Below are 12932 nucleotides of genomic sequence, written 5' to 3' on the forward strand. Positions count from 1 at the left end.
CGAGAGAAGAGAACACTCATGGCGATCAACCTGGAACTGCCGAAGAAGCTGCAGGCCGTGGTCGAGAAGGCGCATCAGGGCGCGGCCGAGATGCTGCGGCCGATCTCGCGCAAATACGACCTGCGGGAGCACGAGTACCCGGTCGAGCTCGACACGCTGGCCACCCTGTTCGAGGGCATCTCGGAGGCCAAGACAATCTCGTTTGCGGGCGCCGAGGCGTTCCGCGACGCGACCGGGGCCGAAGGCGACAAGAAGGCGAATATCAATGGCGGCAACATGTCCGCGGTCGTCAACGTCATCGAGATCAGCTGGGGCGACGTCGGGCTGATGCTGTCGGTCCCCCGCCAGGGCCTCGGGAACGCCGCGATCTCCAGCGTCGCCACCGACGAGCAGCTCGAGCGGCTCGGCAAGGACGTGTGGGCGGCCATGGCGATCACCGAGCCGGGCTTCGGCTCCGACTCGGCCGCCGTCAGCACCACCGCGACACTCGACGGCGACGAGTACGTGATCAACGGCGAGAAGATCTACGTCACCGCCGGTTCACGCGCCACCCACATCGTGGTGTGGGCGACGCTGGACAAGTCGCTGGGCCGCGCCGCCATCAAATCGTTCATCGTGCCGCGCGACCACCCGGGCGTGACCGTCGAGCGGCTCGAGGACAAGCTCGGGATCAAGGCGTCCGACACCGCGGCCATCCGGTTCGACAACGTCCGCATCCCGAAGGACAACCTGCTCGGCGATCCGGAGATCCACGTCGAGAAGAGCTTCTCCGGCGTCATGGAGACCTTCGACAACACCCGGCCCGTCGTCGCCGGGATGGCGGTCGGGGTGGCTCGCGCCGCGCTGGAGGACCTCCGCAAGCTGCTGGAGTCGGCCGGCGTCGACATCTCCTACGACAAGCCGGCGCACGCCCAGAGCGCGCCCGCGGCGGAGTTCCTGCGCATGGAGGCGGACTGGGAAGCCGGCTACCTGCTCACGGTGCGGTCGGCGTGGCAGGCCGACAACGACATCCCCAACTCGAAAGAAGCCTCGATGGCCAAGGCGAAGGCCGCCCGCGTCGCCAGCGACATCACGCTGCGCGCGGTCGAGCTCGCCGGCACCCTCGGCTACTCGGAGCAGACCCTGCTGGAGAAGTGGGCGCGCGACTCGAAGATCCTCGACATCTTCGAGGGCACGCAGCAGATCCAGCAGCTCGTCGTCGCCCGCCGCCTGCTGGGCCTGACCTCGGCTGAACTGAAGTAGCGGCACCGGCGGTAGCGTCGGCACGATGACGACTTTCTCCGCCGTAGTGGCCCGACAGGACGACGACCGCGTCGTCACGGGCGTCGAAACGCTGGACACCTCGGCACTGCCGCCCGGCGAGGTCACCATCCGCGTGCTGTATTCGAGCGTCAACTACAAGGACGCACTCGCCGTGACGCCGCGCGGCGGTGTGGTGCGGGCCTATCCGATCGTGCCGGGCATCGATGTCGCGGGCGAGGTCGTCGAATCGGACTCACCCGAATTCTCCCGCGGCGACCAGGTGCTGGCCCACGGCTACGACATCGGCACCGGCCGGCACGGCGGCTATGCCGAATTCGTGCGCGTCCCCGCCGATTACGTGGTGGCGCTCGGATCGCTGAGCCCCCGTGACGGGGCGGCCATCGGCACCGGCGGGTTCACCGCCGCCATGAGCGTGCAAGCCCTCATCGACCACGGCATCACACCCGACGACGGCCCGATCGTCGTCACCGGCGCCACCGGCGGCGTGGGGTCGGTCAGCGTCGACCTGCTCGCGGCGGCCGGCTACCGGGTCGTCGCGTCGACCGGCAAGCCGCAGGCCACCGACCGGCTGACCGCGCTCGGCGCCGCCGAGGTCATCGGCCGGTTGCCCGAAGATCCCGACGCCAAACCGCGGCCGCTGAACACCGCGCGGTGGGCCGGTGCGGTCGACTGCGTGGGCGGCGCGACGCTGGCCGACGTGCTGTCGGCGATCGACTACGGCGGCGCCGTCGCGGCGAGCGGGCTCACCGGCGGGCCGGCCCTGCACACCACCGTCATGCCGTTCATCCTGCGCGGCGTTTCGCTGCTGGGCATGGACTCGGTGCAGATGCCGATCGAGCAGCGCCGCGCGCTGTGGCGCCGCCTCGCCGACGACCTGCGGCCGCCGCACCTCGCCGACCTCACCACCGAGATCGACGTGCGCGACGTGACCGCTGCGCTCGACGCCATCAAGGCCGGCACGGTCACCGGGCGAACCGTCGTCCGCGTCGCGGGCGGTTTCTGAAACAAGCCGCCGCGGTCGCCGAACGTGCGGCTACGGCGAGAATTCCGCCGAGAAGTCGCCGTACGCGCACACTCGGCGCAGAGACGACGAACGCCGGGTGCGCGAGATGCGCACCCGGGGTCGCCGGTGTCATGCGATCAGAGCAGGACGCGCTGCAGATCGGGCTTCATGGCCTGCAGCTGCTGACCCCAGTACTGCCAGGTGTGGGTGCCCTCGGGCGGGAAGTTGAACACGCCGTTGTTGCCGCCGGCCGCCCGGTACTGCTCCTCGAAGGTGCGGTTGGTGCGCACCGTCAGGCTTTCCAGGAACTCCTGCGGCAGGCCGCCGCCACCGAGCTCGCCCGGCTTGCCGCTCCCGCAGTACACCCATAGGCGGGTGTTGTTGGCGACGAGCTTGTCGATGTTGACCATCGGGTCGTTGCGCTTCCACGCCGGGTCACTGGACGGACCCCACATGTCATCGGCCTTGTAGCCGCCGGCATCGTTCATGGCCAGGCCGACCAGGAAGGGCCACCAGCCCTCCGAGAGGTTCGGGAAGCCGGACAGCGAGCCGGCGTAGATGAACTGCTGCGGGTGGTAGATCGCCAGCGTCATCGCGGCCGAGCCCGCCATCGACAGGCCGACGGCCGCGCTGCCCGTGGGCTTCACGCCCTTCTGCGACGACAGGTACTGCGGCAGCTCGGAGGTCAGGAACGTCTCCCACTTGTAGGTGGAGCAGCCGGCCGCGCCGCAGGCGGGCCGGTACCAGTCGCTGTAGAAGCTGGACTGGCCGCCGACCGGCATGACGATCGACAGGCCGGAGTCGAGGTACCACTCGAAGGCCTGGGTCTCGATGTCCCAGCCGTTGAAGTCGTCGCGCGCCCGCAGGCCGTCGAGCAGGTAGACCGCGGGCGAGCCCTGCCCACCGCTCTGGAACTGCACCTTGATGTCGCGGCCCATCGACGGCGACGGGACCATCAGGTACTCGACAGGCAACCCGGGCCGGGAGAACGCCCCCGCCGTTGCCGATCCGCCCACCAGGCCGATGAAACCCGGGAGCGCCATTGCCATGAGGGCGATGGTGGCCAGGCGCCGAATGCTCGTGCTTCGCGTGCCACGCAAACCGTCGAAAAACCGCATATGTGTTGATTCCATCCAGTTGTCATGCCGGACATCGCAAGTACTGCGCGCGCACGGCAGCTGTCAATCCAGGGATCCGCCGGCGTCGGGCTCGACCGGGCACGAGAGAGGCGAATCACATCTTCGGTTGTCGCAGCCTTAGTAGACCATGCACAAGCTTTCCTGAGAAACCCGTGAGCGAATCGTAATGTTGTGTCATTGTCGAATCGAAACCAACGTCAGTTTTACTTATTCCGTTCCGGGAGGCGTCATGGAGTCCTTCGTCCACCTGCGCAAAGGCCGCACCCCGCGCCGGCTGCACGCCGACCTCGACGGCCTCAAGGACGACGAGCTGGGCCGCGGCGGATTCACCGGCCGGACGGCGAACATGTACCGGCGCCACGACCCCACCGCCTACCGGGCTGTCGGCCCGCTCCGGCCCCTCGACGTGCTGGCCGCAGAGCTGAAGCCGAGCGATGCCACCGACGCCCGCGGCGGTCCGCTGCTGATGTTCTCGAACACCGACTGCGAGGTGCTGCTGTCGCGGCGGCGAGAGCCGATGCCGTTCTTCGTCCGCCACGTCGACGGCGATCTGCTGCTGTTCGTGCATCGCGGCCACGGCGCACTGCACACCGAGTTCGGCCCGCTGGCCTACCGCGACGGCGACTGGATCTACCTGCCGAAAGCCTGCACATGGCGGCAGGTCCCTGATCCTCGGGGGCAGGAGCGGAGCGACCGGGGGGACGACACAGCCGAGACCACGCTGCTGATGATCCAGGCGACCGACGAATTCCGTGTGCCGCCGCCGGGACCGCTCGGCCGGCACTTCCCGTTCGACCCGTCGCAGGCCGTGATCCCCGAACCGCAGCCCCTCGACGACCCGCCGCCCTCGGGCGAGGAGTACGAGGTGCGGCTCGTCCATGCCGGCGGCCCGACCACGCTGTACTACCGGCACCATCCGCTCGACGTCGAGGGCTGGCGCGGCGACAACTTCCCGTTCACCTTCAACATCGCCGACTACAACGTGGTGACGTCAGACAGCGTGCACCTGCCCGCGACCGCCCACCTCTTCATGCAGGCGACCGGCGTCTACGTGATGAATTTCTTGCCCAAGCCCGCCGAGGGTGTGCCCGGCACCGAGCGCACGCCCTGGTACCACCGCAACGTCGACTTCGACGAAATCGCCTTCTTCCACGGCGGCTCGCTCTACGGCATCCCCATGCCGCCGGGGTTGATCAGCCATGCGCCGCAGGGCGTGCACCACGGTGCGCCGGAGAAGGCCCGCGAGCGCGCCCGCCGGATGTTCGACGAGCACACACGGGTGGACTGGCAGGTCATCGCCATCGACACCCGGCGCCGGCTGGTGCCGTCGGCGGAGGTGCTGGCGGGCGACCTGGGGCAGCATTCGTGACGCACGCCTACGACCGGATCCCCTACCTCGTCGCGTTCGAGAACACCTCGGGCGTGCGCGACGTCTACGGCGGCGTCGCCGAGATCACCGTCCTGGAGAGCCACCTGCTGCGGCCGCGGGACACACCCTCGCAGACCGTGCTGGTGTTCATGCACCCGATCGGTGGCGGCGCCTACCTGCCGATGATCAACGCGCTCGCCAAGGCCGGCCATCACGTCATCTACTGCAACAGCCGGTTTCGGGGCACCGACTCCGCGCTGTTGATGGAGAAGGTCGTCGAAGACCTCGGCGAGTGCGTCCGCGACGCCAAGGAGCGGCTCGGCTACGCGAAGGTGGTGCTGGCGGGCTGGAGCGGCGGGGGCTCGCTGTCGCTGTTCTATCAGCAGCAGGCGCAGCACCCGACCGTCACGGCGAGCCCGTCGGGCGACGGCCCGGACCTGACGCGGCTCGGGCTCATCCGGGCCGACGGCATCATGTTGCTCGCCGCCCACGTCAGCCGGCACGGCACCCTGACCGAATGGCTCGACGGGTCGATCCTCGACGAGGCCGACCCGACGCAGCGCGATCCCGAGCTGGACCTGTACGACCCCGCCAACCCGAACCAGCCGCCCTACACCAGCGAGTTCCTGGCGCGGTACCGCCAGGCGCAGCTCGACCGGAACCGCCGCATCACTGCCTGGGTGAAGCAGAAGCTGGCTGACCTCAAGGCGAACGGACGGCCGGCGGACGAGTTCGGGTTCGTCGTGCACGGCACCATGGCCGATCCCCGCTGGCTCGACCCGACCGTCGATCCGAACGAACGCGCCCCCGGCACCTGCTATCTGGGTGATCCTGCAGTGGTGAACAACGGCCCCGTCGGCCTGGCGCGGTTCTGCACGCTGCGCAGCTGGCTGTCGCAGTGGAGCTACGACGACGCCCACGCCGACGGGGTGCGGGCGGGCGCCGACATCGCGGTGCCGGCGTTGGTGATCGGCAACCTCGCCGACGACGCCTGCACGCCCAGCCACACTCGCCGGCTCTACGAGAGCATCGGCCACCCGGACAAGGAGATGTACGAGATCCCCGGCGCCAACCACTACTACTCGGGGCCGGGTCAGCGCGAGACGCTGCGCGCCGCGGTCGACATCTGCACCGACTGGTTGGCGCGGCACGGCTTCGTGGGGACCGCGTGAGCCCTTCCGGGCGAGCGGAGCGACGGGCAGAGCCTTCCGGCGCGCTGGACGGCATCCGCGTCCTCGAGCTGGGAACGTTGATCGCCGGGCCGTTCGCGGCGCGGCTGCTCGGCGACATGGGCGCGGAGGTCATCAAGATCGAGCCGCCGGGTGCGCCCGATCCGCTGCGCACCTGGGGGCAGGCCGAGGTCGACGGCCACCACGTGTTCTGGACGGTGCACGCGCGCAACAAGAAGGCCGTCACGCTCGACCTGCGCACGCCGGCCGGCCGCGAGCTGTTCCTGGAGTTGGTCGAGCGCTGCGACGTCGTCGTCGAGAACTTCCGGCCGGGCACGCTGGAGAAGTGGGACCTCGGCTACGACGTGCTGCGCCAACGCAATTCGGGAGTCATCCTGGTCCGGGTGTCGGGCTACGGCCAGACCGGGCCGGACGCCGGCAAGGCGGGCTACGCGTCGGTCGCCGAGGCGGTCAGCGGGCTGCGCCACCTCAACGGCTTCCCCGGCGGCCCGCCGCCGCGGCTGGCGCTGTCGCTCGGCGACACCCTGGCCGGCATGTTCGCCGCGCAGGGGGCGCTGGCCGCCCTCTACCGCCGGACCGTGACGGGCATCGGGCAGGTGGTCGACGCCGCGCTCACCGAGAGCTGCCTGGCCGTGCAGGAGTCGACCATCCCCGACTACGACGTCGGCGGGGTGGTGCGCGGCCCGTCGGGCACCCGGTTGGAGGGCATCGCGCCGTCGAACATCTACCGCACCGCCGACGGCAGCTGGGTGGTGATCGCCGCCAATCAGGACACCGTGTTCCGCCGGCTGTGCACTGCGATGGACCGCCCGGATCTGGCGACCGACGCCCGGTTCGCCGACCACCTGGCGCGCGGACGCCACCAGGACGAACTCGACGCGATCATCGGGGCCTGGGCCGCCGAGCGGATGCCCACCGACATCATCGACGTCCTCAGCGCCGCCGGGGTCATCAGCGGGCCGATCAACACCGTCGCCGAGGTGGTCGAGGACCCGCAGCTGCGCGCCCGCGGCATGATTGCCGACCACTTCGACGAGCGGTTGCAGCGCAACGTCAAGGGGCCCGGTGTGGTGCCCGTGCTCTCGGAGTCACCCGGCACGATCCGCAGCGCCGGCCCGGCCCGGCCCGGCCAGCACAACGACGACATCTACACCGGCCTGTTGGGGAAGACCCGCGACGAGCTCGCCCGTCTGGCGGGCGAAGGAGTGCTGTGACCGAACACGTCACCATCCGCGAGGTGTGCCTGCGCGACGGCCTGCAGATCGAGACGCCCGTCCCGCTGCGCGCCAAACTCGACCTGCTGGCGGCGGTCGCAGCCACCGGGGTGCGGGAGGTGGAGGCGACGGCGTTCGTGTCGCCGTCGAAGGTGCCGGCGCTCGCCGACGCCGCCGAGCTGGCCGCGGCCCTCGGCGACTTCCCGGGCATCGATTTCTCGGCGCTGGTCGCCGGGCTCGGCGGCGTCAAGCGGGCGATCGCGGCGGGCATGCGGTCGCTGGAGTACGTGGTGTCGGCGGCCGACGGCCACAGCCGCGCCAACGTCGGCCGCGACACCGCCGAGTCCACCGCGCTGATCGCCGACATCGTGGCGCTCGCCCACGACAGCGGCGTGACGGTCGAGGTGATCGTCGCGACCGCGTGGGACTGCCCGTTCGACGGGCCGACGCCGCAGCGCCGCGTGCTCGATGTGGTCGCGGCAGCCGTGGCGCAGGGCGCCGACCGGCTGGCGCTCGCCGACACCATCGGCACGACCACCCCCCGGCGGGTCACCGACCTGGTGACCGCGGTACGGCCGCTCATCGGCGACCTGCCGCTGGGCGCGCACTTCCACAACACCCGCGGCGCCGGGCTCGCGAGCGCCTACGCCGCGGTGCAGGCCGGGATCGATCGGCTCGACGCCGCCGTCGGCGGGCTGGGCGGCTGCCCGTTCGCGCCCGGTGCGAGCGGCAACATCGCCACCGAGGATCTCGTCTACCTGCTGCGCGACTGCGGGATCACCACCGACGTCGACCTGCAGGCCGCGATCGAGGCCGCCCACGTGGCCGCCGCGGTCGTCGGCCACGATTTGCCCGGCGCCCTGGCGCGCGCCGGCGACCGGCTGCCGGGTTGACGGTGACCTCCCCTGCGCCCACGCTCGGCGCGAAGGGCCGCCAGACCCGGTCTGCGATCGAGCACGCCGCGCGCAAGCTCTTCGCCGAACGCGGCTTCCACGGCACCACGCTCGCCGACATCACGTCAGCGGCCGGCAAGTCGCCGGCAGTGTTCTACCGCTACTTCGCCGACAAGGAGGACCTGCTGTCGGCGCTCGCGCAGTCGTTCCTGCACGACGTCGTCGAACCGTCCGGCGGCTCGCTGCGGCTGCCGGAGTCACCGGACGACGACGAGTTCTTCCTCACCGCCGTCACCGGCTACTGGAACATGTTCTCCCAGCACATCGGCATCATGATCGCGGTCGCGCAGCTCGGCGTCACCCAGCAGCGGTTCGCGGCGGTGCAGAACGAGTTCCGCCGCTTCGGCATGGACGTCGTCGCCGCCTCGGTGCGCCGCGCCCAGCAGCAGGGCTACGCCGCCGACCTCGCGCCGGATTCGGTCGCGCTCGCCATCGCCCTGCTCTTCGAACAGTTCACCGCCGTGCTGTTGCGCCCCGACGCGTCGGGGTTGGGCGTGACCATCGACGACCGCGACGCGATCGCCACCCTCGCCACCATCTGGAAGAAGACGCTCTACGGCCGGTAACCGAACCGGCCGGGAAGGAGACCAGCGTGGATTTCGCACTGCCCGACCATCTTCCGCCCCTGCTGGCGGACATGGACGCGTTCATCGAGGCGGAGATCCTGCCGCTCGAACGCGAGCACCAGCAGTACTTCGACCGGCGCCGCGAGTTCGCCCGCACCGACGTCGAGCGCGGCGGCATCCCCGCCCGCGAGTGGGAGGACCTGCTCGACGAGATGCGCCGGCGCGCCGACGCCGCCGGGTGGCTGCGCTACGGGCTTCCCGCCGAGTTCGGCGGCCGCGGGGGCAGCAACCTCGACATGGCGGTGATCCGCGAGCACCTGGCGCATCGCGGGCTGGGGCTGCACAACGATCTGCAGGACGAGTCGTCGATCGTCGGCAACTTCCCGCAGGTCATCATGATGGACCGATTCGGCACCGCCGAGCAGAAGCGCGACTGGATCGAGGCGATGCTCACCGGCGAGCGCTCGATGGCGTTCGGCCTGACCGAACCGGACCACGGCTCGGACGCCACCTGGCTGGAGACCCGCGCCGAGCGCGACGGGACGGACTGGGTCATCAACGGCCGCAAGCGGTGGAACACCGGCGTGCACCGCGCGACGCACGACCTGATCTTCGCCCGCACCTCCGGTGAACCCGGACAGGCGACGGGCATCACCGCGTTCCTGGTGCCCACCGACGCGCCCGGCTTCTCCGTGCCGTTCTACTGGTGGACGTTCAACATGCCCAGCGACCACGGCGAGGTGCAGCTGCGCGACGTGCGGGTGCCGGCCGACGCGGTGCTCGGCGAGGTGGACCGCGGTCTCGAGGTCGGGCAGACGTTCCTGCACGAGAACCGGATCCGGCAGGCGGCCAGCAGCCTGGGCGCCGGGCAGTACTGCATCGACCGGGCGGTCGAATACGCCGGCGCCAGGCTGGTGTTCGGCAAGCCGCTGGCGGTCAACCAGGCGATCCAGTGGCCGCTGGTGGAGCTGCAGACCGAGGCGCAGATGGTGCGGCTGCTGGTCTATTACGCCGCCTCACACCTCGACCAGAACCACCACATGGAGGTGTCGGACAAGGTGTCGATGGCGAACTACCGCGCCAACCGGCTGGTGTGCGACGCCGCGGACCGGGCGATGCAGGTGTTCGGCGGGCTCGGGTACAGCCGCCACGAGCCGTTCGAGCACATCTACCGCCATCATCGCCGCTACCGGATCACCGAAGGCGCCGAGGAGATCCAGATCCGCCGGGTCGCGCAGCGGCTGTTCCGGTTCGGCAAGCGCACATGACCGACGTCGCGAGCAAGCTGCCCGACGTCCTGGCCGGCGTCGTCCCGGGGCCGGTGCAGGTGGCCGGGCTGCGGTTGCTCACCGGCGGCGCGAGCCGCGAAACCTGGGCGTTCGACGCTGTGACGGCCGACGGCGTCCGGCCGCTGATCCTGCGGACCGGCGAGCCCGACGGCCTGCACGCGGGCATGGAGTTGGAGGCGCACGCGCAACGGCTGGCCGCCGAGCAGGGCGCGCCGGTGCCGACCGTGCTGGCCGCCGACGATTCCGGTGGGCCGCTCGGCGTGCCCTATCTGCTCTGCGACTTCATCGCCGGCGAGACCATCCCGCGCCGGATCGCCCGGGCGCTGCGCGACGAGGACCGCCCGGCCCTGCTGCGGCAGTGCGCGCAGGCGCTCGCCGCGATCCACCGGGCCGACGTCACCGCCGGGGACATCCCGCCGCAGGACCAGCTCGCGCTGTGGCGGACCAGCCTCGACGACATGGGCGACACCACCGCCACCTTCGAGTGGGCGCTGCGCTGGCTCGTCGCGAACCGCCCGGCGCCGACGCCGAGCGTGCTCGTGCACGGCGACTTCCGGATGGGGAACCTGATCGTCGACGGGGGCCGGCTCGCCGCGGTGCTCGACTGGGAACTCGTTCACGCCGGCGAGGCCGCCGAGGACCTGGCGTGGTTCTGCATCCGCGCGTGGCGGTTCGGCGCCCCCGCCGCCCTCGGCGCGGCCGGCCTGGGTGGGGTGTCGGAGTTCCTCTCGGCCTACGAGGCGGCGGCGGGCGCCGAGGTGGACCGCGCGGCGTTCCGGTGGTGGCTGGTGCTCGCCACGCTGCGCTGGGGAGTCATCTGCCGCTATCAGGCGCACCGGCACCTCTCCGGGGCGCACCGGTCGGTCGAATTGGCGACCATCGGGCGGCGGGTCTGCGAAACGGAGTGGGACCTGCTGGACCTGCTGACGGAGGCGTCATGACCACCCCCGAACGACCTCCGATCCACGGCCGGCCCACCGCGGCAGAACTGGTCGCCGCCGTCGCGGAGTTCCTCGACACCGAGGTCCGCGAGCACTGCACCGGCGCGGTGGCGTTCCACGCCCGGGTCGCCGCGAACGCGCTGCGCATCGTGGAACGCGAACTCGTCGCCGCCGACGCCGCCGCCGCCGACGACGTGGCCACCGCGCTCGGCTGGCTCGGCTATCCCGACGAGCCCGCGCTGGCGGCCGCGATCCGGCGCGGCGAGCTCGACGGCCGCGACAAGGAGGTCACCGACGTGCTCCGCATCCTGGTCGGCCACCGGCTCGCGGCCGCGCATCCCGGCTACGAGCACGGCTGAGCGGTCATCGTCGGCGCAGCCGCACCAGCCATGCGGGCTCGTCGACTTCTGTGCCGACCGGCAACCCGAGGGCTACGGCGTGGAGGTCGGTGACCACACCGCGGTAGCTGGTCGTCGTCAGTTCCTCGATGTCCCAGTCGCGGCCGCCGAAGGCCTCGCGGATCTGCGCCTCGCTGACCTGCGGGCCGAAGCCGCGCCCGGCGTCCGAGAGCGCGAGTACGTGCACCGCACCGCCCGGACCGGTGACGCTGTGCAGGCTGCGGACGTAGCGGCGGCGGTCGGCGTCACCGAACACATGGAACAGCGCGCTGTCGACGACCGTGTCGAACAGCATGTCGCCCGGGAGGTCCAGCGCGTCGGCCACGGCGAAGCGGACATCCACCCCGCGCGCCGCCGCGTTCGCGCGGGCGCGCTCCACCGCGTGCGGGGCGAAGTCGACGCCCAGCACGTCGTATCCGGCACGCGCCAGCAGGATGCTGTGTTCACCGGTCCCGCAACCGATGTCGAGAACCTTTCCGCGGATGTGTCCGTCACGCTCCAGCGCGACGATCGCCGGTTGCGGTTCCCCGATCACCCAGGGCGCCGTGCCGTGGGCGTAGAAAGCGTCGAATCGTTGTACGGCTGTGTCAGTCATGTCAGCAGTCTCATACCTCAACGAATGTTGAGGTCAAGGGTGCGACCCGGCGGATATGGCTCCGCTGCTGTCGCCGCGTCTCTAACATTGCGGCCGTGCCAGATCCCGAACCGCTGCGGATCCTGGTCTACAGCGACGATCCGCGGACGCGCGAACAGGTGATGCTGGCGCTGGGCACCCGCATCCACCCCGACCTTCCGGAGCTCAGCTACCTCGAGACGGCGACCGGTCCGATGGTGATCTCGCGCATGGACGCCGGCGGTATCGACCTGGCGATCCTCGACGGCGAAGCCACGCCGGTCGGCGGACTGGGTCTTGCCAAGCAGCTCAAGGACGAGATCGCCGACTGTCCGCCGATCCTGGTGCTCACCGGCCGCCGCGACGACGCCTGGCTGGCGACGTGGTCGGGCGCCGAGGCGGCCCTCCCCCATCCGATCGACCCCATCGCCCTGGCCGAGGTCGTCGCCTCGCTGCTGCGGCCGGCCGCCGGCTGATCGCCCGCTGACGAGGCGAAACTGCCTGCCGCAGTTCGCCTTTTTGGCGACGCGCACACGACGGCCGCGATTTCGGAGCGACCGAGCCGATCGACGGACTACGCTGTGCTTCACCTCACATTGTCAGTCCAATGAGAGAGTGGTCACAAACTTGAACGCCTATGTCCCGATCCTGGTGCTGGGGGCGATCGCGGCCGCCTTCGCGGTGGTGTCCGTGGTGATCGCCACCGCAATCGGGCCCCGCCGGTACAACCGGGCCAAGCTCGCGGCCTACGAATGCGGCATCGAGCCGCTGCCCCGCCACGGCGGCGCGAGTCAGCAGCGGTTTCCGGTCAAGTACTACCTCACCGCAATGCTGTTCATCATCTTCGACATCGAGATCGTCTTCCTCTATCCGTGGGCGGTGTCCTTCGACTCGCTCGGCCTGTTCGGCCTCATCGAGATGGCGCTGTTCCTGCTCACCGTGTTCGTCGCCTACGCCTACGTCTGGCGGCGCGGCGGGCTGGACTGGACCTGAT

General features: G+C 70.6%; 14 protein-coding genes. 12 read left to right on the top strand and 2 right to left on the bottom strand.

All coding sequences use genetic code 11. From position 1 onward, the window contains the following. The first annotated feature begins 18 nt into the window (after positions 1-18). Together LV457_RS04245 and LV457_RS04250 are read left to right on the top strand one after the other, a co-directional pair. On the top strand, positions 19-1242 hold the full coding sequence (locus tag LV457_RS04245) for an acyl-CoA dehydrogenase family protein (protein WP_232169271.1): 1224 nt from the start codon (positions 19-21) through the stop codon (positions 1240-1242). 25 nt (positions 1243-1267) lie between these two features. Beyond that, entirely contained in the window at positions 1268-2266 is a 999-nt protein-coding gene (locus LV457_RS04250) for an oxidoreductase (protein ID WP_232169272.1), read from the top strand. Positions 2267-2403: 137 nt separating this feature from the next. On the opposite strand, the gene LV457_RS04255 is transcribed toward LV457_RS04250, so the two are convergent. Continuing rightward, positions 2404-3315 carry an esterase family protein gene (locus tag LV457_RS04255; RefSeq protein ID WP_374198726.1) on the bottom strand — a complete coding sequence of 304 codons (912 nt, stop codon included), beginning with the start codon at positions 3313-3315 and terminating at the stop codon, positions 2404-2406. A gap of 319 nt (positions 3316-3634) precedes the next feature. Between LV457_RS04255 and LV457_RS04260 the strand changes: the two genes are divergently transcribed. From LV457_RS04260 to LV457_RS04295, 8 genes are read left to right on the top strand one after another with little or no spacing between them, the layout of a single operon-like run. Next, positions 3635-4774, top strand: coding sequence for a homogentisate 1,2-dioxygenase (locus LV457_RS04260; protein WP_232169275.1), 1140 nt, complete (start codon positions 3635-3637; stop codon positions 4772-4774). Further along, positions 4771-5946, top strand: a complete 1176-nt coding sequence (locus tag LV457_RS04265) for an alpha/beta fold hydrolase (RefSeq protein ID WP_232169276.1) — start codon at positions 4771-4773, stop codon at positions 5944-5946. The genes LV457_RS04260 and LV457_RS04265 overlap by 4 nt, the downstream gene beginning before the upstream one ends. Next, positions 5943-7178, top strand: a complete 1236-nt coding sequence (locus LV457_RS04270; RefSeq protein WP_232169278.1) for a CaiB/BaiF CoA-transferase family protein — start codon at positions 5943-5945, stop codon at positions 7176-7178. The genes LV457_RS04265 and LV457_RS04270 overlap by 4 nt, the downstream gene beginning before the upstream one ends. Beyond that, a complete protein-coding gene (locus tag LV457_RS04275; RefSeq protein ID WP_232169280.1) occupies positions 7175-8071 on the top strand; it encodes a hydroxymethylglutaryl-CoA lyase in 897 nt (298 codons plus the stop codon). Before LV457_RS04270 ends, LV457_RS04275 begins: the two co-directional genes overlap by 4 nt. A 2-nt stretch (positions 8072-8073) precedes the next feature. After that, positions 8074-8697 carry a TetR/AcrR family transcriptional regulator gene (locus tag LV457_RS04280; protein ID WP_232169282.1) on the top strand — a complete coding sequence of 208 codons (624 nt, stop codon included), beginning with the start codon at positions 8074-8076 and terminating at the stop codon, positions 8695-8697. Positions 8698-8723: 26 nt separating this feature from the next. Beyond that, positions 8724-9965 (top strand): acyl-CoA dehydrogenase family protein, encoded by a 1242-nt coding sequence (locus tag LV457_RS04285; RefSeq protein WP_232169285.1) that lies wholly within the window; start codon positions 8724-8726, stop codon positions 9963-9965. Then, on the top strand, positions 9962-10927 hold the full coding sequence (locus tag LV457_RS04290; RefSeq protein ID WP_232169287.1) for a phosphotransferase family protein: 966 nt from the start codon (positions 9962-9964) through the stop codon (positions 10925-10927). The genes LV457_RS04285 and LV457_RS04290 overlap by 4 nt, the downstream gene beginning before the upstream one ends. Then, positions 10924-11286, top strand: a complete 363-nt coding sequence (locus LV457_RS04295) for a DUF6285 domain-containing protein (RefSeq protein ID WP_232169288.1) — start codon at positions 10924-10926, stop codon at positions 11284-11286. The genes LV457_RS04290 and LV457_RS04295 overlap by 4 nt, the downstream gene beginning before the upstream one ends. 4 nt (positions 11287-11290) lie before the next feature. Here the strand turns inward: LV457_RS04295 and LV457_RS04300 are convergent, their stop codons facing one another. Then, a complete protein-coding gene (locus LV457_RS04300) occupies positions 11291-11920 on the bottom strand; it encodes a class I SAM-dependent methyltransferase (protein WP_232169289.1) in 630 nt (209 codons plus the stop codon). Between the two features lie 95 nt (positions 11921-12015). Between LV457_RS04300 and LV457_RS04305 the strand changes: the two genes are divergently transcribed. Beyond that, on the top strand, positions 12016-12414 hold the full coding sequence (locus LV457_RS04305) for a hypothetical protein (protein WP_232169290.1): 399 nt from the start codon (positions 12016-12018) through the stop codon (positions 12412-12414). 151 nt (positions 12415-12565) lie between these two features. Further along, positions 12566-12931, top strand: coding sequence for an NADH-quinone oxidoreductase subunit A (locus tag LV457_RS04310; protein ID WP_232169952.1), 366 nt, complete (start codon positions 12566-12568; stop codon positions 12929-12931). Position 12932 lies beyond the last annotated feature (1 nt).

Source organism: Mycobacterium sp. MYCO198283, assembly GCF_021213805.1.
Taxonomy (GTDB): Bacteria; Actinomycetota; Actinomycetes; order Mycobacteriales; family Mycobacteriaceae; genus Mycobacterium.